We start from the raw sequence: 22,886 nt of genomic DNA, 5'->3' as shown, positions 1-22,886 counted from the left end.
CATTCTCCAGACGGAGCGCAAATGCTGCTTAGTTTCCTAAGCTGATGAGTAGAAACAATACTTGGCAGAGGAAAACATGCTTGAGCTAAACCATGTGTCACGGTCATTTGCACAGAATTTGGTGCTCGATGACATCAGCTTCACCGTACCTGGCGGCGCGCTCACCGGATTCGTCGGTGCCAACGGTGCCGGCAAGACCACCACCATGCGCATCATCATGGGATTGCTCAGCGCCGATTCCGGTTCTGTTTCGCTCAACGGCCAACCACTCAATGGAGCCACCCGCCCCAACTTCGGCTACATGCCCGAGGAACGCGGCCTGTATCCCAAGCAGCCGGTCATAGACCAGCTGGTCTACCTCGGACAGCTCCATGGCCTGTCCCGCTCCGGAGCACGCAAACGGGCCATGGAACTGCTGGCCCGTTTCGGATTGGCTGACCGCGCCAAGTCGAAACTCGAATCCCTGTCCCTGGGCAACCAGCAACGCGTTCAAGTCACCGCAGCACTGCTGCACGAACCCGACGTGCTCATCCTCGACGAACCTTTCAGCGGACTTGACCCGATCGCGGTGGACGCAATGAGCTCCATCCTGCGCGACTATGCAGCGCGTGGCGTACCGGTGCTCTTCTCTTCGCATCAGCTGGATCTGCTCGATGTGCTGGTGGACCACCTGGTGATCATCCAGGACGGCAGGATCCTGGCCAATTCATCGGCAGCCGGGCTCCGTGCGACGCAGGCATCCCGGCACCGGTTGTCCCTGGGCTCCGACACGGGCTGGCTGCGCAATGAACCGGGGGTCACCGTTATCGATATTTCAGGCCATGACGCATTGGTGAATTTCGACTCCGAATCCGATGCCCAACGCGTGCTCGCCACCGCCATGAGCCGCGGGCCCGTCGCAGAGTTCGCAATCCATCGCCCTTCGCTGGCCGACATCTACCGGGAGATCATCAAGTGAACACCACCACGGCTCCATGGCTCATTGTCGCCTTGCGCGAAGTCGAAACCAAGCTGCGCGACAAAGCTTTCATCATCAGCACCATCGTGACCTTGCTATTCATCATCGGATCGGTCGCCCTTACCGGTTTCCTCGCCAATCGCACGTCGAATTTCGCCGTGGCGGCCACCGACGATGCCAGTTTCCGGGTGCTGGAGCAGGTGATCCAGGATCGCCCCGAAGACGTGGAATTGAGCATTTCCAGGCTCGCTCCTGAACAGGCGGAGCAGCAGCTATCCGCTGAGCGGCTGAACGCGACCTTGTCCGGTTCGGCCGATGCGCAGGAATTCACACTGACCGGTTTCAACGCGGTCGACCAAGAGCTCAGTTCTCTGGTCCGCGAAGCAATGAAAACCGTGAAGACCGATCAGCTGCTGGCCGAGGCCGGACTGGAATCAGCTGGCCTGCCCGATAACGAGGACCTCATTCTCGATCAGCTCCATGGCGATTCCGAACGGGCCGCGATGGCCAGTGCCATGGCGCTGGTCTTCTCATTCCTCTTCTACATGGCCGCATTCCTCTTCGGCATGCCCATCGCCAATTCGGTCATCGAGGAGAAGCAGAACCGCGTGGTCGAGATCCTGGCCAGCACCATCCGGCTGCGCCAGCTGCTGGCAGGAAAAATCATCGGGAATGTCGTTCTCGCAATGATCCAGCTCCTGGCCTTCCTCAGCATTGGCTTGCTGGCTGCCTACATTTCCCCGATCCAGATCCCGTTCCTCGGAGTTGTCACCCAGGTGGCCGGGTGGTTCGTGGTGTTCTTCTTCGGCGGTTTCCTGCTTCTGGCCGGGATCTGGGCAGCGTTGGGCTCCTTGGCTACCCGTACCGAGGATCTGCAGCAATCCAGCGGGCCCGTGGTGGGCCTCCTGATGGCGGTGCTGTTTATCGGGTTGTATGCCAAGGGCAGCTTCCTGGTGGTCGCTTCGTACATTCCCATCGTCTCCTCGGCGGCGATGCCTAGCCGCCTGCTCTCCGGCGAGGTAGCTTTCTGGGAGCCGATTCTTTCGCTTGCAATTCTCCTGGCTGCCTGCTGGCTCGTGCTGCTGTTTGCCGAGAAGATCTACGGCAGGGCAGTGATGCACACCGGTGGCGCGCTGACCTTGCGCAAGGCACTGAAACTCGAGGTCTGAGCCCGCCTGCCAAGAACAGGAAAAGGGATTGCACAGCCAGTTTCATTAGACTTGGCTAAGTGAGCGAAGAAAAACCACTGTTGCATCTGCCGGCCCGCCTGATCATTGTTTGGCTGGTGCTGATCGCCGGCATCACCGGATCCACGCTGCTGTCCACCGCCGACTATGTCACCGGCGGCAGCCTGCTCTCCCTGATCGCGTTATGGGTGATCAGGCTCGTGGCCATCGGCAGCTTCTGGTTGCTCGAAGCGCGCAAGGACACCAAGGTCTTCGCGATGCTGCTGGTCCTGCTGTCGCTGGTCCTGGACATCTTGCTGAAGCTGCCGGTTCTGGACACCGTGGAATATGGCGATTGGTTCCTGGTCTCCGCGCTGGATCTGCAAGGAATGTACACCGGCTACTTCACCGTCTGGGGCCTGCTCCTGCCGGTGCTTTCGCTAGTTGGCTGGTTCGTCCTGCGTCCCCGCAAGCTCGCTGGCTGGATCGTCGGCCTGCTCTCCGCGGTGGGCCTGGGATTTGCGGCCCTGTCCGTGGCTGGTTCGGCCAGCGGATCCGTACTCGCCTTTACCCTGGTGACCTTGGCGCGCTACATTCTTCCGGCGATCCTCTCCGCCACCGCGGATATTCTGGTCGCCAAGTACAAGGTACGCAAGAAGTAAAGAGCATCCGGCATAAAGCAGTGGCCAGCATCCAAATAAATGGATGCTGGCCACTGCTTTATGCGCTTGCCTGCTAGATCAGCGAATCACTGAGGTGATTCGGGGTGCCGAAGCGGTGAGCGGTGATGGATACCGCCTGCTCATGCAGGAACGGAAGCATCTCCACCCGTCCGGCAGCGGTCACCGGCGATGCGTAGATGGCCACATCCGGCTTGCCATTGGCTGCCTCGGCGACAGCCTTCATCGAGCCGCCGATCAGGCGGATGCGGGCAGCGGACTCCGGACCGGTCTTCGCAGCCAGCTTTGCAGCACGGGCGGCGAAAGCAGCAGCGTCTTCGCGCACCACGGTGACCGAGTTCTCGGCCAACAGGTTGCGCACGCCCAACGGCAGCTGCACGTCAGCGGAGAAGATCACGCGGGAACCAGCGGTGACACCGGCGGCAACTACGCGCAGCGCCTCGGCCAGGCCGTGGCCGCTGGTGGCTTCTTCGAAGCGCACGGTCACATCAACGGCGCGGTACCGGAAGATGTTGCGTTCGGCGACCAGACCCGAGCGGTCTTTGGCCTGGTTGAATTCGTTGTTCCACCACAGCTTGTCGCTGGCCAGTGCCGAGCCCAGCCACTGCGCCTGCTCCGAATCCAGTTCTGCGGTGTTCAGCAGGCGCTCGTCGAATGCCGAGAGCGCTGCGCCCTGCTTGGCTGGGGCATCCACCCAGGAGCCCATGCCGATCAGGTAGTTCGGGCCGCCGGCCTTGGTGCCTGCGCCGATGGCCGACTTCTTCCAGCCGCCAAACGGCTGTCGCTGCACGATGGCACCGGTGATGCCGCGGTTGGCGTAGATGTTGCCGGCCTGGATGTTCTCCAGCCAGTAGCCCATCTCCTCGGAATCCAGCGAATGCAGGCCCGAGGTCAGGCCGTAGTCCACCTCGTTGACGATCTCTACCGCTTCTTCCAGGGTCTGCGCGGTCATCACGCCGAGGATCGGGCCGAAGTATTCGGTCTTGTGGTACTCGCTGCCGCGGGCCACATCGTAGCGCACGCCCGGCGAGTAGAGCTTGCCCGAGTCATCGAGCTGCTTCGGCTCGATGGCCCAACGCTCGCCGGCTCCCAGGGTGGTCAGGCCCCGCTTGAGCTTTTCGCCCGGCTCGCCGATCAATGGGCCCATCTGGGATTCGGGGTTCCACGGGTAGCCGACCTTCAGCGACTTCACCGCATCGATCAGCTGGTTGTTGAAGCGGCGGGATTCAGCCACCGAGCCCACCAGCACCACCAGCGAGGCTGCCGAGCATTTCTGGCCGGCGTGGCCGAAGGCCGACTGCACGACGTCGCGCGCAGCCAGATCCAGGTCGGCGTTCGGGGTGACGATGATGGCATTCTTGCCGGAGGTCTCGGCCAGCAGCGGCAGGTCCTTGCGGAATGAGCGGAACAGTTCCGCGGTCTCGTAGCCGCCGGTGAGGATCAGGCGGTCCACGCGCTCATCGGAGACCAGCTGCTGGCCCAGGGAGCGATCGCCCACGAAGACCAGCTGCAGCACGTCCTTGGGCACGCCGGCATCCCACAGGCACTGCACCATGACAGCGCCCACGCGGGCGGCCTGGCTGGCAGGCTTGATGATCACCGAGGAACCGGCGGCCAGCGCCGAGAGGGTGGAACCAGCTGGGATCGCCATCGGGAAGTTCCATGGCGGGGTGACCACGGTCAGCTTCGACGGGACGAACTTCGCGCCATCCACGGCATCCAGTTCGCGGCCCAGTTCCGCGTAGTAGTGCGCGAAGTCGATGGCCTCGGAAATTTCCACATCGCCCTGGTCAATGGTCTTGCCGCATTCGGAGCCCAGGACCTCGAGCAAGGTGGCGCGGCGCTCCTCGAAGAGCAGGCCGGCACGGTGCAGGATCTGCGCGCGCTGGGCCGAGCCCAGCTGCTGCCAGCCGGCGGCGGCATCCACGCCCATGGCGATGGACTCGTCGAGTTCGCCGGCGCTGTTCAGGGTGTTGTTCTTGACCAGTTCCTTGCCCAGCGGCGATTCCTGCATCTTGGCCAGGATCTCGCGTCCCCAGGCACGGTTCTGGTTCAGGTCCGGGTCGGTATCGGGGGTGTTGAAGAATTCGGTGGAGCCGTCGGCGAAACCGGCCACGCGGGTGCTCAGCGACGGATCCTGGACCTGGCGGTTCTGCACGCGATGCGGGGCAGGGACCACATTGGACATGGCTTCCAGGGATGCGAGGAAGCGGTTCTTCTCGCGTTCGAACAAGGCCTCGTTCTTGGCCAGCTCGAAGACTGCGGACATGAAGTTTTCCTGGCTGGCGCCCTCTTCGAGGCGGCGGATCAGGTAGGCGATGGCCACGTCGAATTCCTGCGGGTGCACCACCGGGGTGTAGAGCAGCAGCGAGCCGACGTCCTTGCGCACCGCTTCGGCCTGGCCGGTGGCCATGCCCAGCAGCATTTCGAATTCGATGCCGTCGGTGGCGTTGCGCGACTTGGCCAGCAGCCAAGCCAGCGCGACATCAAAGAGGTTATGCCCGGCGATGCCGATGCGGATGTTCTTCACGTGTTCCGGACGCAGCGCGTATTCCAGCACGGATTTGTAGCTGGTGTCGGAGTCCTGCTTGGTGTGCCAGGTGGCCAGCGGCCAGCCGTGGATGTCAGCTTCCATGGTTTCCATTGGCAAGTTGGCGCCCTTGACCACGCGGACCTTGATCGGTGCGCCGCCTTCGGCCACGCGGGCCGCGGAGAATTCCTGGAGCTGGATCATCGCGCCCAGGGCATCTGGCAGGTAGGCCTGCAGCACGATGCCGGCGGGCAGGTCCTTGAATTCGGGCTTGGACAGGATCTTGGTGAAGACCGCGATGGTCAGCTCCAGGTCCTTGTACTCTTCCATGTCCAGGTTGATGAATTTCTTCTTCGGGCTGTTGGCAGCCAGCTTATACAGCGGCTGCAGCTTATCCACGATGTGCTCCACGGCTTCATCGAACGCCCAGTGGTTATGCGGGGCGACGGTGGAGGAGACCTTGATCGACACGTAGTCCACGTCATCGCGTTCCAGCAGCTTGGTGGTGCCGTCAAGACGGCGGGCCGCTTCGCCTTCGCCGAGGATGGCTTCGCCGAGCAGGTTGACGTTCAGATCCACACCCTCGCGCTTGATCTTGGAGATCGCGCCGCCCAGCTTGGCATCCGAGGCGTCAATGATCAGGTGGCCCACCATCTCGCGCAAGACCTTGCGGGCGATCGGAACTACTACCTGCGGCACGACTGGGGCCATGGCGCCGCCTACTGCGACGGCCTTGCGCATGTACCAGGGCAGGAAGCCTGGCACCATGGGAGCCAGCTGCTTGAGGTTGGCGGCTGCGACCTTCAGGTCTTCGGGGCGGATCACGCCATCGACGAAGCCTACGGTGAAGTCCAGGCCCTTGGGGTCCTTGAGCACACCGGCCAGGCGGGCAGCGGCAGCATCTACAGGGTATTCGGAAGCTTCGGTGAGCCAGCGGCGCACCAGCTTGATGACGTCGTCAGCGAGTTCGGCCGGCGAGGTGAGCGGGTTGCCGTCGGCATCTAGTGCGGCTGGCACTACGTGCTGGGTGGAGGTGAAAGACACTGGTGGTCCCTTCGATGCAATTCGTACTTGTGGTTCGGCACCGAACGCTGATGTCGTTATGGCTAATCCGGTGGTCTGCTGTTGCCAGAGAACCGCCAAGAAAAGCTGTGTGCAAGATCGAGTATGAACCTATATTGTCTTAAGCAAAAGTGAACAAAACCGAAGATGTTCGTTCGGTTTTGCCGAAGTGTCTAGACTCCGAGAGTCCCCACTAGCTGAATGGCCGGAAATCCATGCTTGAACTGAGAAGATTGCGCTTGCTTCGCGAATTGCATATCCGCGGAACCATTGCCGAGGTGGCCGATGCACTGAGCTACTCCCCCTCCTCCGTATCGCAGCAACTGAGCCAGCTGGAATCCGAAACCGGAGTGGAGCTGCTGCGGCGCACCGGGCGCACCCTCAAGCTCACCCCTCAGGCCCAGATCCTGGTGGCCCATACCGAAGAACTGCTCGATTCCATGGAACGCGCCGAAGCGGATTTGTCCGCGGCCATGTCCACGGTGTCCGGAACCGTCCGACTAGCGGTTTTCCAGACGGCCATGCTCCGCCTCATGCCACCGGTACTGCGCGAGCTGCGCACCAAGCACCCCAATCTGCGGGTGGAAATGAGCCAGCAGGAACCAGCCGACGCGCTGAATGAAACCAGCAGCCGAAGTTTCGATTTGGTGGTCGCGGAGCAGTACTCGGGACATTCCGCGCCGCACTACGACAACCTCGATCGGCGTGTTCTGACTCACGATCCGATCCGCCTGGCCCTGCCGGCACGAGGCGCGGCCGGAAATGCAGAATTCGACCGGGTGCACACCTTGGAGCATGCCAACTCCCTGCCCTGGGTGGTGGAACCCGCGGGTGCCGCCAGCCGGCACTGGGCCCTGCAGGCTTGCCGGCTTGCAGGGTTCGAGCCGGACCTGCGCTACGAAACCGCTGATTTGCAGGCTCACGTGCAGTTAGTCGCTTCGGGCAACGCCGTGGCGATGCTCCCAGAGCTGGTCCTGCGCGACCAGCGCAGCAGCCTGCGCACGGTGGATCTTCCCGGCTCTCCGGAGCGCACCATCTTCACCGCCATGCGGCATTCCTCCACCCAGTCCCCGGCCATCCGCGCGGTGCGCAAATCGCTGCACGCGCAGCCCGGAATGAGTGATGCAAGCAACTCCGCGATTTTGGCTACCCCTGCAGACTTCGATACGGTCGACTAGATAACAGAATGATCACAGACCAAATGGCACCCGGCGACAAACCGGAGAATTAGTGCCATAGTGGTGACTCGCACCACAGAAATCCGCGCCTATGGCGGCTGAGAAAAGCCCCAGGCACAAACGGTAATGAGGAAAAATGTCCGACCAGACTTTCCAGATGATTGCGATCGCAATTTACATGGCCGCCATGCTTGGCATCGGCTATATTGCATATCGCCGCACCAACAACATTGACGACTACATGCTGGCCGACCGCGGCCTGAAGCCGTGGGTCGCAGCCCTTTCCGCAGGCGCATCCGACATGTCCGGCTGGCTGCTCATGGGCCTGCCCGGCGCCATCTACCTCGGCGGCCTGCACGAAGCATGGATCGGCATCGGCCTGCTCATCGGCGCGTGGCTGAACTGGAAGTTCGTCGCTCCGCGGCTGCGTTCCTACACCGCGATCTCGCAGAACGCCATCACCATCCCGAGCTTCTTCGAAAAGCGCCTGAAGGACAACAGCCACCTGCTGCGCATCGGCGCATCGGTGATCATCCTGGTGTTCTTCACCTTCTACGTATCCTCCGGAATGGTGGCTGCAGGCAAGTTCTTCGAGGCTTCCTTCGGCTGGCAGTACCTTGCGGGCATGTTCTTCGTGGCAGGAATCACCCTGCTCTACACCCTGTTCGGCGGCTTCCTCGGGGCGTCCCTGACCGACATGGTCCAGGGCTTGCTGATGTTCGCCGCGCTGATTGCAGTGCCGATTGTGGCAGTCATCAGCATGGGAAATATCGAGGCCCTGGGATCGCGCATCACCGCGGTGAACCCGGAAGCCTTCAACCTGTTCTCCTCCTTCAGCGACAACAGCGCGATCCTGGCCGCCGTGGCCATCTTCTCCACCGCCGCGTGGGGACTGGGCTACTTCGGCCAGCCGCACATCATCGTGCGCTTCATGGCGCTGCGCACCCCGGGCGAGGCGAAGACCGCACGCCGTATCGGCATCGGCTGGATGTTCCTGACCACCTTGGGCGCCGTCGCCACCGCTTTGATCGGCGTCGCGTACTTCGCCGATCAGCCACTGGACAAGTCCAGCAGCGAGACCGTCTTCCTGCTGCTGAGCCAGATCTTCTTCCATCCGCTGATTGCCGGCCTGGTGCTGGCCGCGGTGCTGGCGGCCATCATGTCCACCATGTCCTCGCAGCTGATTGTCTGCTCCTCCGCACTGGTGGAAGACCTGTACAACATCACCGGCCGCAAGGCTTCGCCCAAGGCCCTGGTCATGCTGGGCCGCTCGGGCGTGCTGCTGGTGGCCGTTGTCGCCGCCCTGCTGGCGCTGAACCCGAACTCCTCCATCCTTGAGCTGGTTTCCTTCGCGTGGGCGGGCTTCGGCGCCGCCTTCGGCCCGGTTGTCCTGCTGGCCCTGTACTGGCGCAAGCTGACCGCCGTGGGCGGTTTCGCCGGCATGGTCACCGGCGCCGTCGTGGTATTCATCTGGGGCAACGTCAAGCCGCTGTCCGCGGCCATGTACGAGATCGTCCCGGGCTTCATCGCCGCACTGGTTGTCGCATGGCTGGTTTCCCGGGCAACCTACCGCCCGAACCCGACCATCGATGCCGAGTTCACCGAAATGGAACAGGAAGTCGGTTCGAAGGTTACCGCCTAGCCAACGCCCCGATCCGAAGCTCCCTTGGTCCGCATGGACCAAGGGAGCTTTTCCCGTTCCAGGACCCTGGTGTAACAGTTCAGGCAGGCTTCGATGTCTATCCTGCCGAAGTGCACCGGGCACAGTAGCCTAGAGCTATGCCCGAGAAACCGAGCTGGAAGGAACTATTCCAAGATGAGCACCACGAGTAAATTCACGCACTGGCAGCGCACCGAGTCGCAGTTCCTGGCCGCTGACCCGCAGGCCGTCTATTCGATCGTGGGCAACCTGTCGCAGACCGGCCAGTGGATGAAGAGCTTCGACGGCTTCATCGTGCATGACGACCAGCGCGGCGTGGGCACCAAGGTGGATCTGTTGCCGCCGGGCAAGTTCTTCGGCCCGTTGCACCGCAGCACCGCGCCTTCGGGCTCCATCACCCGGCGCAACCAGGACACCCTCATGGTGGAGTTCACCCAGCCGCAGCCGGCCGGTGAAATGGTCTTGCGCTGGCAGGTAGAGCCCCATGAGCACGGATCCGTGCTGCACTTCACCGCTGAGCTCAACGGCCCGGGCACCACCGCTTTCAAATTCACCGTGGCCAACGCCCTGTGCAAGGACTTCGCCATCGCGGCGGCCCGCCTGTACCGGATCATCGCCCCGGGTGCGCACCGCAAGCGCGATGCCCATGTGGTGATCTCCGGCGGTCGCGGATTCCTTGGCCGCAACCTCGTCGCCGATCTGGTCTGTCGCGGCATTTCCGTATCGGTGCTGACCCGCAACCCGGAAAATGATTTCCCTGCCGAGCAGTACAGCTGGGATGGCGTGCACCAGGGGCCCTGGGCCCGTGCGCTGTCCAGCAAGAACCCGGTGCACCTGGTCAATCTGGCCGGCGAGCGCGTCGATAAGCGCAACACCCCGGAGAACATCGCAGCGCTCACCGACTCGCGCGTGGCCTCCACTAAGACCCTGGCCGAAGCCGCAGCCTCGGCGCCCCGGCTGGCCACCTGGATCCAGGCCAGCACCACCGCCATCTTCGGCGACGCCGGCGAGGAAGAGCTGACCGAGTCCAGCCCCGTGCCCAGCGACCAGCGCGCCCTGCCGGAAATGACCGGGGTCGCTTCGGCATGGGAGCAGGCCTTCGCCGAGGCCGCGGTCAACGCCGAGCAGCGCTATCTCTTGCGCACCTCGCTGGTGATGCACCCCGACGCTCCCCTGCTTGGCCCGCTGAACCTGCTGGTGAATACCGGCATGGGCGGTCCGCTGGGGGACGGCAAGCAGTGGTTCAGCTGGATTGGGCTGGAAGACTGGCTGCGCTTGATCCGCTGCCTGCTCGGATTCGAAGAGCCTTCCATCCCTGCCGGCCTGGTGCATGCCGCCAGCCCGAAACCGCTGCGCAATGCCGAGGTAATGGCCGCCTTGCGATCCATCGCGGGGTTGCCTGGCCTGCCCACCGGGTCGGTGCTGCCCAAGATCGGCGCCGCGGTCATGGGATCCAATGCCCGGGTCGCGTTGACCGGCCGCAAGGTCACCAGCGAAGTCCTGCAGCAGGCCGGATTCGAATTCCAGCAGCTGGATTTCGCCTCGACGGTCTCTGGCTAGCAGCCGCCAGTTGCCGCAATAAGGAGTAACCTTTACCTAGCTTTGAGCCCGAACCTGCCGTTGCATGCCAAGTCACAGGCCGCATCGGCGGGGGCGGGCTCAATGTTCACCACGCGTTAAGCAGAACGTGTGCCGGTGCTTACGATGAGCGCTGAGCATGAAACTGTCACGCATTGTGCCGTGCAACCGCCCTTCTTCGGACAGTTTCAAAGGACATCTCCACATCATGGCCAACATTCTTGAAGCCCACGCCCCGGCTTCTCGCCACCGCATGCCCAAACCCAGCGATCTGGACAAGCTGCGCCACAAGGCGCGCGTTGTTACCGATCAGCTCAGCGCCAACGTCGCCGTCGACGCGGCCTACAACGAGTCCGAACCCGCGAATCCCCCGGCCAAGGTCCTGCGCATGGACCGCAAGCTGAAGAACATGAGCGAAGTTCGCCATTTCTTCCGCACCAATACCACTCCGATCTTCTTCCTCGGCGCCACCCCGGTCAATCTGCTGGGCCTTGACCGATGGGTCCGCAAATTCAGCTACATCACCTACTACGACGGCTGGGACGGCCACCACCCGCGGGTCTTCACCCCCGCCGAGAAGCCCTATGTCGATTTCCAGAGCGCCGAAGAGATCAACAACTGGCTGCTGGAGAACTCCGAGGTCCGCGAATACATCGATTCCCAGTGCACCCCGGGCGGTCCCCGGCCGAAGATCGCGATGGTCTTCTTCGACGAGGAAACCGAATCAATCTGCGAGGAACTGGGCTACGACCTGATCCTGCCCTCGGCCGCCTTGCGCACCGAACTGGACTCGAAGATCGTTACCACCAAGCTGGGCAATGCCGCCGGCGCGCCATCGGTGCCCAATGTGCTGGGCACCGCCGATAACTACGACGAGCTCATGGAACTGGCCGGGGAAGCCGGCCTGGGCAAGGACCTGGTGGTCCAGACCCCCTACGGGGATTCGGGCAAGACGACCTTCTTCATCGACTCGAAGGCGCAGTTCAAGGCGCATGCCAAGAACATCATCGGCGAACAGCTCAAGATCATGAAGCGCATCAACAACCAGCCGGTAGCCGTTGAGGCAGTGCTGACCGAATGCGGCACGGTGGTGGGGCCGATCCTGACCGAACTGGCCGGCTACAAGGAACTGACTCCGTACAAGGGCGGCTGGTGCGGCAATGAGATGCACCCGGATGTGGTCACCGACTCGCAGCGTTCGCGCGCCATCGATCTGGTCCGCAAGGTGGGCAACGGTCTGAAGGACACCGGCTACCGCGGCTTCTTCGAGGTGGACGTGCTGGTGGACACCGACACCGACGAGGTGTACCTGGGCGAACTGAATCCGCGCATCTCCGGGGCCAGCGCCATCACCAACGTCACCGCCGGAGCCTATGCCGACGTGCCGCTGTTCCTCTTCCACCTGCTTGAATTCCTTGATGTGGAATTCGAGCTGGACGTTGACGAGATCAATGCCCGCTGGGAAGAGATGAGCGGGGCTGATGTCTGGAGCCACATGATCATCAAGGAAACCGATGACATCCTGCAGTACATCACCCATGCCCCACGCACCGGAAACTATTACCTAGATTCGCGCGGCAAGCTGCAATTTTCCCGTTCCGCATTGGACTGGCACCAGCTGCAGACCCATAAGGAAGCATTCTTCCTGCGCATCTACGGCGTAGAGGATTACCGATGGAAGGGAGCCGATCTTGGGGTCCTGGTCACCAAGGCCAAGCTGCAGTACGAAGGCAAGAAGAAAACCAAGCTCAGCATCGATGCCAAGCACTTCATCTCCTGCATCCGATCCCAATACAAGGGAATTGACGTTCCGCCATCAGAGCATGGCAACTGAAGCGACTGATGCCGCCGGGCACATGGCGGCCAACTTGGCAGGTCCTCCCAGCAAGGCGCTGAACATCGCCACCTGGCAGTACCCGCAGAACATCAAGCGCTCATTCCAGAACATCGCCAGGATCCATCCCACCGTGAAGGTTTCGCGCGGCGATGGCCCGATCGTCAGGCTGCACCTGGCCGAGGAGAAGCTGGGCAAACTGGAAGTGGCCAAGGCGAGCATTACCGACCCGGCGCTGACCGTGCGCGGGGTAATGCACGCGACCAATACCGACGCCGTGCTGGTCATGCACAATGGACGGATCCTCTGGGAGAAGTACTACAACACCATGACGTCGCTGACCGATCATCTGCTGATGTCGGTCAGCAAGACCCTGGTGGGTTCCCTGGCCGGGGCGCTGGTGGACGCCGGAATGCTTGATGCCGAGCAGGCGGTAGCCACCTACGTGCCGGTGTTGGAACGCAGCGGCTATGCCGGCGCCCGGGTGCGCGACCTGCTGGATATGCGCTCCGGGATCAAATTCTCCGAAGAGTATCTGGATCCCAATGCCGAGGTGCGCCAGCTGGAGGAGGCCATCGGCTGGGCCCCGTCGCGTGGCGGCATCGGGCCTATCGGGATGTACGAGTTCTTGCTGACCCTGCAGGCCAAGGGACCGCACGGCGGGGTCTTCGAATACCGTTCCTGCGAGACCGACGCCTTGGGCTGGGTGCTGGAAGCCGCCGGCGGCGCCCCGCTGCAGGAACTGCTTTCGGATTATGTCTGGTCCAAGCTCGGTGCCCAGCAGGATCTGGTGATGGGCGTTGACCAATTCGGCACCGGAATGTTCGACGGCGGATTCAACGCCTGCCTGCGCGATTTGGCGCGTTTCGGCCATCTCTATGTCAATGGCGGGCGTGCGCTGACCGGCAAGCAGGTTCTCTCCGAGGCATGGATCGCCGACACCTTCGCCACCGATCCCGCACTGGTCCAGGCGTTCGCCCAGTCCCCGGGCGACAACATGATGCCCGGCGGGCACTACCGGAACCAGATCTGGTTCCCGAACCCTGCCACCGGGGCCGCGGTGGCCCTGGGCATCCATGGCCAGATGATCTACATGGATCCGGCGACCAAGCTGGTCGCGGTCAAGCTGTCCAGCTGGCCGCTGCCGCAGGATGCTTCCAAGCTGTTCCCGACCATTCGTGCGTTCGAGGCGATCTCGGCGCATCTGGCCGGACGGAAAATACAGCCTTAGGGCTGCTTACGATTCAGGCCCTGATTTGCGCATTCGGTGCGCGAATCAGGGCCTTTCGGGTCGTGACGGCAACTGTTCTTGCGTGCAGCGTTCTTCGCCGCGGAAGCCGGAACCCACCCGGGGATGCCGGGTGGGTCCGCAAGCTGCGTTCAAGGCAATCCGCTCAACCCGCTCAGGGCTGCTGCGCCGCGACCTGTTCCAGGGCTTCGCAGGTGAACACCTGGTAGCCCAGATCCTGGTGGTAGCCGTGGATCTCTCTGGTATCGAGCCGGTCCATGTAATCCAGAATGCACATGGTAATGACCTGGCCGGGGACCAGCACCGGGAATCCCGGCGGGTACGGGGTGACGAATACCGCCGACACCACGCGTTCTCCGTTCACCAGCTGGGTGCGGATCTGCGCGGAGGACAGGAAATGCGTCGCCGGGTCCTGGTAGGTCAGGTAGTAGGCCGAGCGCATGTCCCCGCTGCCGCCGCCTCCTGCGAATTCAGGAGCGAAGGCGCTGAAGTCCGGCAAGGGAATCTGTTCGGCCGCAGGCTTCTTGCCCAGTGCCAGCACTCTTCCATCCAGCCGGCGTTTGCGGTCCAGTTCCTCGGCGATCTTCACCAGCACCTCGATCAGGTGCGCCACGGCCGAACGGGTGGTGCCGATATTGGTCATCAGCAGCACCGAGGTGCGGCTGGTCTTGTTGACCTGGATCGAATGCCCATCCATCAGGTACTCGTGCTTGAACGTGTCCCCGTCCACGCCGGTGCGGCTGATGTCCAAGGTCAGGCGCGAGGGGTCGACCACGAACTCGTCTTCCGCCCAAGCTTCGTCCCAGGCTGCCAGCCCGTCGCGCACCGGGTTCTGCGTGGTGGACTGGCGGTACTTCTGCGGGATCAGGTCCGTCGAGTGCAGGATCTTGAAATACTTGCCCAGCAGCTCGTTGCGCGCCATGGCCCGCGAAATCGACTGCGCCAAATCGACCTGGCGCTGCACCAGCGCATAGCCTTCCAGCTCGGCCTGGCGCCGGCCGATATCCAGCGAGGCGAGGATCTGGTAATTCGGCGAGGTGGAGGTGTGGGTCATGTAGGCCTCGCGGAAGGCGTTGAGGTTGCGCACCGCGAAGTCCTGGTCGTAGATGTGGATCATCGAGCCCTGGCGCAACGAGGTCAGGGTCTTATGCGTGGACTGGGTGGAGTACACCCGCAAGCGGACCTGCTCCGGATCCGGAATCAACCGGGTCTCCAGCCAAGCCTGGTCATTCTCCGGGTGCTCCACGGTGCCCGGTGCTGGAAGGGCCGCACGCTGCGCGGCGTAGCGCTGGTGGTAATCCGCGGTTTCCAGCTGATTTTCCAGCACGGCCGCCACGGTCATGGCGGTGCGCTGGCGGTAGACCGGGTGGAATCCGGCGAAGGCGAACCAGGCCTCGTCCCAGAGGAACACCAAATCCGGCTTGATGGCCAGGCATTCTTCCATCACCCGGCGCGGGTCGTAGATGATCCCGTCGAAGGTGCAGTTGGTCAAGGTCAGCATCTTGACCTTGTGCAGCAGGCCCTCGCGGCGCAGCTGCAGCAGCCGTCCCTTGATCTCCTCCAGCGGCACCGCCCCGTACATCGAATGCTCGTTGAGCGGGTAGGCCTCCAGGTAGCTGACGTTCGCCCCGGCGAGCACCAGCGAGTAGTGGTGGGACTTGTGGCAGTTGCGGTCCACCAGCACGATGTCCCCCGGAGCGAGAATCGACTGGTGCACGATCTTGTTGGCGGTCGACGTGCCATTGGTGACGAAGTAGGTGCGGTGGCTGCCAAAAGCCCGGGCCGCCAGCTCGTGGGCCTTCTTGATGGAACTTTGCGGGTCCAGGAGGGAATCGAGCCCGCCGGAGGTGGCCGAGGTTTCGGCCAGCAGCAGGTTCTTGCCATAGAAGTCCACCAGGTCCCTGGCCCATGGGGAGTTCTGCACCGAACCTGCACGGGAAATCGGCATGGCGTGGAAAACCCCGCCAGGCCGCTTGGCGTACTTCTGCAGCGCGTTGAAGAACGGGGTCTGGTAGCGTTCGAGCACTTCCGAGACAATCGACAGGTGCAGGTCCATCCGGTCATTGCGCGAGAAGATGCGGCGGAAACGCCCGGTGATCTCGTGGGCAATCGATTCCAGGGCGACCCCGGCGATCAGGTACACCGGGACTTCGGGGCGCAGTTGATCGAGGATGTTTTCCAGGTCCAGCAGGCCCTGGATTTGCCTGGTGGATTGGAAGTAGCCTTCCATCCGCCGGGCAATGAAATTCTTGAGCGTCGAGGAAAGCCGGCGACGCGTGCGCACATCAAAGCGGGCGGTGAGCACGACGGACTGGATGCCGGGATTGATCAGGATTGCGGCCAGGGCGTCTTCCACGCTGGGCACCACCACGAAGTTGTAGTGGAACGGATCGGTGCGCTGGCGCTGTTCGGCGATTTCTTCCTTGAAAAGCTCGATCTCCTCCGCCGGGCCATTATCCACCAGCAGGATTTCCACCATCGGGGCCTGCACCCTGGCGTTGCCAGGTGCACCGTTGCCCAGCTGCGATGGATCCTGTTCCGCCTCGTCATGGCCTTCAAGGTCGATGTACTGGGTCAGCGTCCTGAAGGTCTGGTTCGCTTGGTAGACCAGCTTCATCGCATCTTCGTACTGCCCGCCGGACATGAGCCGGGAAACCTCGTTGAAGTATTCGATGCCTGGATTCGCCCAGTACGGTTCTATGGCTGCCAGCAGCCCCAGCAACCGGCCGGCCTCCAGCTCATGCTCCGTGCGGCGGTCTTCCTCCTGGTATTCAGAAGAGATCTCGCTGAGCACATAGCCCAAGTGCTCCCACGCGTCCTTGCGTTTGCGCCACGCGCTTTCAGGCGTAGCCGTTCCCTGGTTCGTCCCGTAGGTCAACCTCTTGCTCACGGTTGCCGGTATTCCTTTCGCCCCTGCAGCGTTAACTGGTTGTTAACAGCGCGAGCGAAGCCATGCCGCCCGGTATCGTGAGACTATGCCACTTCCGAAGCGGTTCCGAACCGTTGAGGCGATATTACGCATTATTATCGCCTTTCGGCGAAGTGTTCACCTTGCGTTTACCGCCGCTGGCCCCCTTCGGCTGCGGGAGCGAAAAACCGGTGAATTGTTGCTGAACACCTTATCCTCCGGCCTGTTCAGGCGCCGGCCAGCTGACCGCCACGTTTGCGGGCACCGAGCACCATCGAGGTGCGCAGCTGGACCATTTCGCCCCATTTCGTCTTGGCAATGAATTCGTAGAGATCCCGCTGGGTTGGCACCGTGACGTCCACGAGCAATTGGGCATCGCCAGCCACCGCGGCAACATACCTCACCTGCGGCAGGCCGGTGAGCAGGGTCCCCAACGCGTCCACATGGGCCGGGGAGACCTGGACCCAGAGCAGCGCTTCGACCTTGAATCCCATCAGCGCGGGATCAACCAGCGCACGAATGGAGATGTGCTCGCCGCGCAGCAGCCAATCCAGCCGGCGGGAAACCGAGGTTTCGCTCAGGCGCACTTGGCGCGAGATAGTTTCGATGCTTGCCCTGCCGTCCTTGCGCAGCACGTCGATGATGAGGTGATCGCTGTCCCCCAGCTCTCCGACGGGGTTCCACGTGGTCAGTTCCCCTCCGGCGCTGGGGGCCAAAGCCGTTTCCTGCGCATTGCTCAGTGCCCCGCCACGCCATGCGCGAATGGTCTTGAAGTATTTCAGGATCGGGTAGATCTGGATATTGCTCAGGCCCGGGGTGGCCGGAAGCTGCAACGTCAGGATGTCCTGCAACCCGCCGTCGTAGTGCAGTTCGCTGACGACGTCGCTTTCACCGGTGACCATATAGGTGAAGCTGGTGTCGGTTCGCGCGGACAGCGCTTGGCTGGCTACCGGGATCGTTCCGGGCGCGCAGCTCACCGAGGCAATCACGGCGCCGGCGCGATGGGCAATAGCCGCGATCTTCACCTTCCCCTGCTCGAGCAGGGCTGAACCGTAGCGGGCAACGGTACGTTCCGGTTCGCCAATCACCCGGGCGATCTTGCGCCAAGTCGCGCGGCCGTCGACCTGCAAGGCGACGATGATTTGCCGTTCCAGGTCGCTGAGGATGCTTAAATCGGACATGATTCCTGCTTTCAGGCCACAACCGACGCATGGCGCCGGTACCACTGCAATTCATATGGAAAAAGTCCAGATTATTTCGTCTAAATTCCCAAGTTCCACTCGTGCAATTGGGGTGTTTTGGAGGATTTGGCCAGATTTATGGCTAATCAATTCATATCTTGCCAGAAACATTCTAATCCCGGATCGTTGGTACTCGATAGAGATCCAGCTCACATCCACTGTTTCCAACCCAAGGAGCACTCATGAATCCGCAACTCGTCATGGCAGCAGGTGATCCCGGATCAACCGACATCTGGGCTCTGGCCAACTCGCCGGTCCTCTGGCTTTGCGCGCTGGGTGTCTTCGCTGTCATCTTCGTGCAGTGCATCTTGTATTCGCGGGCGGCGAAGAAGGCAGCTCCGCATGTGGACATGCCGCTCAACGAAGTCAAGGAATCCTTCCGTGCCGGCATGGTCGCGTCCATCGGCCCGTCCCTGGCGGTGGTCCTGGTAGCTATCGCACTGCTGGCCCTGTTCGGCACACCCGCGGTCCTGGTACGCATCGGCCTGATCGGCTCCGCCGCGGCTGAAACCGGTTCTGCGAGTATCGCGGCCAGCACCATGGGTGCGTCCCTCGGTGGCGGCAGCTACACCCAGCAGGTCTTCGGAGTCGCCTTCTTGGCCATGAGCCTGTCCGGCGCCATGTGGATGATCTGCACGCTGATCATGACCCCGCTGCTGAAAAAGGGCGGCGCGTCCATGTCCAAGCGCAACCCGGCAATGATGGCGCTGATCCCCACCGCGGCTCTGCTCGGCGCGTTCTCCGCACTGACCATTGCCGAACTGCCGAAATCCAGCATCCACGCAATTCTGGTGGGAATCTCCGCAGCCTGCATGGGCTTGTGCCTGTACCTGGCCAAGGTGCTGAACATCAAATGGCTCAAGGAATGGGCCTTGGGCATTTCCATCGTCGTTTCCATCGTCGCCGCCTACTTCCTGCACACCGCCTAAGGACCAATCATGACTACGACACCCCAATTGACCGGCGCCGACGCATCAATGGCGCGATTCGAGAAGCAGACGTCGCGCTACGGCTCGATCACCATGCTCATCGGACTGGTGCTCTCGCTGATCGGCCCGATCTACATCGCCTTCTTCAGCGGTCTGCAGATCACCCCGTCCATGATTTGGGTCGCCTTCCTCGCCGTGGGTGCAACCTTCGGCGTGCTGTGGATCGTCGAACCGCTGACCTACTTCCCCATCCTCGGTTCGGCAGCCATGTACCAGGCGTTCATGATCGGCAACATCTCCAATAAGCTGCTTCCGGCGGCGATCGTGGCCCAGTCCACCATTGGCGCCAAGCCCGGATCCAAGCGCGGCGACCTGGCCGCGGTCATGGCCATCTGCGGTGCAGCAACCGTCCACCTGACCAGCTTGCTGCTGTTCGTCGGCCTGCTGGGCACCTGGCTTGTTTCCATGATCCCCCTCGAAGTCATCGAGGTGGCCCGCCTGTACATCCTGCCTTCGCTGATGGGTGCCGTACTGGTCCAGAGCATCGTGGCAATGAAGTCGCTGCGCCCCACCATCATCGCCTTGGCATTGGCCCTGGCCATGAACTTCGTGGTCGTTCCGGCGGCACCAGCGGTGGGCATGTTCGCCACCGCCATCGTGGTCATCAGCTCCATCGTCTTCTCCTGGGTCCTGCGCGACCGCAAGAAAATCTACACCGCAGAAAGCTAGAGGATCATTCCATGCTGAACACCTTCGGGCTCACCGAAACCGAAACCCAAACCCTGCACGAAGACTACCTGCACCTGCACCGCACCCCGGAGCTGTCCATGCAGGAGCACAACACCGCAGCGTTCATCGAGTCCAGGCTCGAAGACCTGGGCATCGGGCACTTCCGCTGCGGCGGCACCGGTGTGGTGGGCATCCTGCGCAACGGCGAGGGGCCAGTGGTGGCCTTCCGCGCCGACAGCGACGGATTGCCCATCGCCGAGGACACCAAGGTGGACTACGCCTCCACCGCCAGGGGCTTGCTGGCTGATGGCACCGAAGTGCCGGTGATGCACGGCTGCGGCCACGACACCCACGTGGCCAGCGCCCTGGGCGCGGCCCGCGTGCTGGCCCGCAGCACCGGCCAGTGGGCCGGCACCGTGGTGTTCATCTTCCAGCCCGGCGAGGAAACCAGCGCCGGAGCCGCCGCCATGCTCGCCGATGGCCTGTGGGAGCGGGCTCCGCGGCCATCAGCAGTCCTCGGCCAGCATGTCTTCCCCTTCCCCACCGGAATCATCCACATCACCCCGGAATCGGCGATGGCGATGGCCAACTCGCTGGAGGTTACCCTCTACGGCAAGCAGGCCCATGGTTCCCAGCCGCAGGATTCCATCGACCCGATTGTCCTGGGAGCCAATATCATCACCCGGCTGCAGACCATCACCTCGCGCGAAGTGCATCCCCTGGATTCCGCCGTGGTCACCTGCGGCTCGTTCCATGCAGGCCTGAAGGAAAACATCATCCCGGACACTGCGGTGCTCACGCTGAACATCCGCACGCTCACCGAACCGGTCCGCGAGAAGGTGCTGGATGCGGTCACCCGCATCATCAATGCCGAGGCGCAGGCCTCCGGTGCTCCGCAGCCAAAGATCGAGCAGCTCTACACCTTCCCGCGGCTGTACAACGACCCGGAGCAGACCGGCAACGTCGTGGGCGCACTGCGTGGGGAATTCGGGCAGGAGCAGGTCCGCCTGGTGCCGCCGCTCATGGGGTCCGAGGACTTCGGCGCCCTGGGCGATGCCATCGGCGTGCCGAACGTGTTCTGGATGTTCGGCGGTGCCGACCCGCAGGATCCAGCACCGGCTGGCAACCACTCCCCGTTCTTCCTGCCCGAATACCGTGGCGCATTGGATTCGGGGGTACGGGCCGCCCTGGCGGGAATCCGCCACTACCTGGGCAACTAGCCAACGCGAAAAGCCGGGGCCAGGTGAAGGAAAAACCTCCACCCGGACCCCGGCCCGTGCAGTTCCGCCCGAACGCTAGCCCTTGGGCTTGCGATCGAAAACCCCGCAACCGATCAACGCGATAAGCACCAGGACTGCGCCCATGATGGCTGTTGTCGATTCCATGGCTCGTTCCCCTTTTGCCCAATAGCACCACGCAGGTTCACTCGATGCCCCGAGCCTAGCGGGAATCGGCCGCCGCCGGCATCGGCCCCAAGAGGTATCTTGCCCGTGGCTTCAGAGCCGGGTACGCCCATCGAGGTAGGCGCCGAGCACCTGCAGCACACCGTGCTCGAGGTTGGAAGGCGCGGTGAAGTTCGCGGCTTCTGCCACCACCGGATGCGCATTGGCCATGGCGAAGGAGTAGGTGGCGGCCTTGATCATTTCCAGGTCATTGGGGTAGTCGCCGAAAACTGCCGTTTCATCCGCGCTGATTCCCAGCTTGTCCTGCAAGGCTGCCAGGGCCAGTCCCTTGTGCACGCCGTGGTTCATGGCATCCACCCAGTGGCTGCCGGAGATCACCACCTGCAGCGGCACCTGCAGCGCTGCCGCCATTTCCTGCACGGCGCCGGTGCCGACGTTGACGGCCATCTTGATGATCTCGTCCTCGACCTGGGCCAGGTCGTCAACCACCTGCACGGCGCGGTAGTACGGGGCCACGGCGTTGGCAAACCGTTCATCGGCGCGCTCCACATAGGCGGTGCGGCGTCCGCACAGCACCAATCCGGCGTCCAGCGCGGCTTGCCCGCGCACGGCCTGGATCACGGCGGCTACCGATGGCGGGTCGATGATGTTGGAGTAGATCTCGTTCTCGCCGTGCATCACGACGGTTCCGTTCTCGGCAATGATCGCGATCTCCCCCAAGGGGGCGAACTGCTCGCGCAGGGTCGCGAACTGGCGCCCGGAAGCTGGCACGAACTTGATGCCGCGGGCCTGGAGCTTGTCGATCACAGCCCACGATGCCTCGGGGATCTTGCCTTCGCCGTCCAGGAAAGTGCCGTCCATGTCAACGGCGACGAGCTTGATCTGGGCCTTCGGGTCAATCGTATGCATAGGTTCCTAGTTGCCGGGTTTCAGCGCGCGATGCGCAGCGCCCAGTACCCCGGCGGCGTTGTTGAATTGGGCAGGCACGATCCTGGCTCGCAGTTCCAGCTGCGGCAGGAACTTTTCGTGGTCTTCCGAGATCGCTCCGCCGATGATGATCAAATCCGGGCTGCACAGGAATTCCACGTGGGACAGGTAGCGTTGCAGGCGGGCGATGTACTGCTCCCAGCTGAGGTTTTCCTCGTGCATGACTCGCGCGGCGGCCTTGCTCTCGGCATTGAATCCGTCGATTTCGAGGTGGCCGAATTCGACATTCGGGAAGAGCACGCCGTCGCGGAAGAAGGCCGAGCCGATGCCCGTGCCCAGGGTCAGCAGCAAGGTGCTGCCCTTGACCGGCTTGCCATGTTCGGCTCCGGCACCCGCGTAGACCTCGGCCACGCCGGCGGCATCCGCGTCGTTGAGCACAAAGACGTCGCGGCCCAGGATCGCACTGAAGGTGGCGGTGACGTCCAAGCCGATCCAGGCCTTGTCGATATTGGCCGCCGAGTGCACGACGCCGTCGATGACGATGCCAGGCACGGTGACGCCAGCGGGGATTCCTGCCAGCTCGTCGCCGGTGAGCTCCTGCAGGTCGGCAACGATGCCCGCCATCACCTGGGCGACAGCATCCGGATGCGCGCCCTCAGGGGTAGCTGCCTTGCTGAAGGTGCTCTCAACAAGCTTGCCGTCGGTTCCAACCAATCCGTACTTGATCGACGAGCCGCCCAGATCAAGCCCGATGGCAGCGAACTGCGACGTGGATGCCGATGCGTCAGATGGTGCCATCAGTGGTCTCCCCGGTGAAGCAAATAAAATTTTAAGGACTCTTTACAATATATAGC

The 22,886-nt window shown here is 62.7% G+C and carries 16 protein-coding genes; 11 read left to right on the top strand and 5 right to left on the bottom strand.

The features are described from left to right. Positions 1-76: 76 nt before the first annotated feature. From ACIOJF_RS17190 to ACIOJF_RS17180, 3 genes are read left to right on the top strand one after another with little or no spacing between them, the layout of a single operon-like run. A complete protein-coding gene (locus tag ACIOJF_RS17190) occupies positions 77-958 on the top strand; it encodes an ABC transporter ATP-binding protein (protein ID WP_105658872.1) in 882 nt (293 codons plus the stop codon). Next, the gene (locus tag ACIOJF_RS17185; protein ID WP_105658873.1) at positions 955-2,127 is read left to right on the top strand and encodes an ABC transporter permease; all 1,173 of its coding nucleotides are present in this window, start codon (positions 955-957) and stop codon (positions 2,125-2,127) included. The genes ACIOJF_RS17190 and ACIOJF_RS17185 overlap by 4 nt, the downstream gene beginning before the upstream one ends. A gap of 59 nt (positions 2,128-2,186) precedes the next feature. Then, a complete protein-coding gene (locus tag ACIOJF_RS17180) occupies positions 2,187-2,786 on the top strand; it encodes a hypothetical protein (RefSeq protein ID WP_146112339.1) in 600 nt (199 codons plus the stop codon). A gap of 73 nt (positions 2,787-2,859) precedes the next feature. Here ACIOJF_RS17180 and ACIOJF_RS17175 read toward each other — a convergent pair whose 3' ends face one another. Next, on the bottom strand, positions 2,860-6,378 hold the full coding sequence (locus ACIOJF_RS17175; protein WP_402741968.1) for a proline dehydrogenase family protein: 3,519 nt from the start codon (positions 6,376-6,378) through the stop codon (positions 2,860-2,862). 233 nt (positions 6,379-6,611) lie between these two features. Here ACIOJF_RS17175 and ACIOJF_RS17170 point away from each other — a divergent pair, with 233 nt between their 5' ends. From ACIOJF_RS17170 to ACIOJF_RS17150, 5 genes are all read left to right on the top strand, one after another. Further along, a complete protein-coding gene (locus tag ACIOJF_RS17170) occupies positions 6,612-7,574 on the top strand; it encodes a LysR family transcriptional regulator (RefSeq protein WP_105658876.1) in 963 nt (320 codons plus the stop codon). A gap of 136 nt (positions 7,575-7,710) precedes the next feature. Then, entirely contained in the window at positions 7,711-9,216 is a 1,506-nt protein-coding gene (gene putP / locus ACIOJF_RS17165; RefSeq protein WP_402735193.1) for a sodium/proline symporter PutP, read from the top strand. A 174-nt stretch (positions 9,217-9,390) separates the two neighbouring features. Next, positions 9,391-10,794 (top strand): NAD-dependent epimerase/dehydratase family protein, encoded by a 1,404-nt coding sequence (locus ACIOJF_RS17160; protein WP_402741967.1) that lies wholly within the window; start codon positions 9,391-9,393, stop codon positions 10,792-10,794. A gap of 226 nt (positions 10,795-11,020) precedes the next feature. After that, positions 11,021-12,646: a biotin carboxylase gene (locus ACIOJF_RS17155; RefSeq protein ID WP_133834894.1), complete on the top strand. Its 1,626-nt coding sequence runs from the start codon at positions 11,021-11,023 to the stop codon at positions 12,644-12,646. Further along, a complete protein-coding gene (locus ACIOJF_RS17150) occupies positions 12,636-13,877 on the top strand; it encodes a serine hydrolase domain-containing protein (RefSeq protein WP_402735191.1) in 1,242 nt (413 codons plus the stop codon). The genes ACIOJF_RS17155 and ACIOJF_RS17150 overlap by 11 nt, the downstream gene beginning before the upstream one ends. Positions 13,878-14,049: 172 nt before the next feature. On the opposite strand, the gene ACIOJF_RS17145 is transcribed toward ACIOJF_RS17150, so the two are convergent. Next, positions 14,050-16,785, bottom strand: coding sequence for an aminotransferase class I/II-fold pyridoxal phosphate-dependent enzyme (locus tag ACIOJF_RS17145; protein ID WP_402741966.1), 2,736 nt, complete (start codon positions 16,783-16,785; stop codon positions 14,050-14,052). Between the two features lie 245 nt (positions 16,786-17,030). After that, the gene (locus ACIOJF_RS17140) at positions 17,031-17,984 is read right to left on the bottom strand and encodes an Lrp/AsnC family transcriptional regulator (RefSeq protein ID WP_402741965.1); all 954 of its coding nucleotides are present in this window, start codon (positions 17,982-17,984) and stop codon (positions 17,031-17,033) included. 242 nt (positions 17,985-18,226) lie between these two features. Between ACIOJF_RS17140 and ACIOJF_RS17135 the strand changes: the two genes are divergently transcribed. From ACIOJF_RS17135 to ACIOJF_RS17125, 3 genes are read left to right on the top strand one after another with little or no spacing between them, the layout of a single operon-like run. Further along, positions 18,227-18,973 (top strand): DUF5058 family protein, encoded by a 747-nt coding sequence (locus tag ACIOJF_RS17135; RefSeq protein ID WP_402741964.1) that lies wholly within the window; start codon positions 18,227-18,229, stop codon positions 18,971-18,973. Between the two features lie 9 nt (positions 18,974-18,982). Next, a complete protein-coding gene (locus ACIOJF_RS17130; RefSeq protein WP_402741963.1) occupies positions 18,983-19,702 on the top strand; it encodes a hypothetical protein in 720 nt (239 codons plus the stop codon). Positions 19,703-19,713: 11 nt separating this feature from the next. After that, on the top strand, positions 19,714-20,922 hold the full coding sequence (locus ACIOJF_RS17125) for an amidohydrolase (protein WP_402735186.1): 1,209 nt from the start codon (positions 19,714-19,716) through the stop codon (positions 20,920-20,922). A gap of 276 nt (positions 20,923-21,198) precedes the next feature. Here ACIOJF_RS17125 and ACIOJF_RS17120 read toward each other — a convergent pair whose 3' ends face one another. Both ACIOJF_RS17120 and ppgK read right to left on the bottom strand, forming a co-directional pair. Further along, positions 21,199-22,014 carry a Cof-type HAD-IIB family hydrolase gene (locus ACIOJF_RS17120; RefSeq protein WP_105658886.1) on the bottom strand — a complete coding sequence of 272 codons (816 nt, stop codon included), beginning with the start codon at positions 22,012-22,014 and terminating at the stop codon, positions 21,199-21,201. A gap of 6 nt (positions 22,015-22,020) precedes the next feature. Beyond that, entirely contained in the window at positions 22,021-22,830 is an 810-nt protein-coding gene (gene ppgK / locus ACIOJF_RS17115) for a polyphosphate--glucose phosphotransferase (protein ID WP_105658887.1), read from the bottom strand. Positions 22,831-22,886 lie beyond the last annotated feature (56 nt).

This window comes from Glutamicibacter sp. NPDC087831 (assembly GCF_044742845.1).
Taxonomy (GTDB): Bacteria; Actinomycetota; Actinomycetes; order Actinomycetales; family Micrococcaceae; genus Glutamicibacter.
The sequence above is the reverse complement of the archived record's forward strand: the minus strand, read 5'-3'. Positions and strand labels throughout refer to the sequence as shown.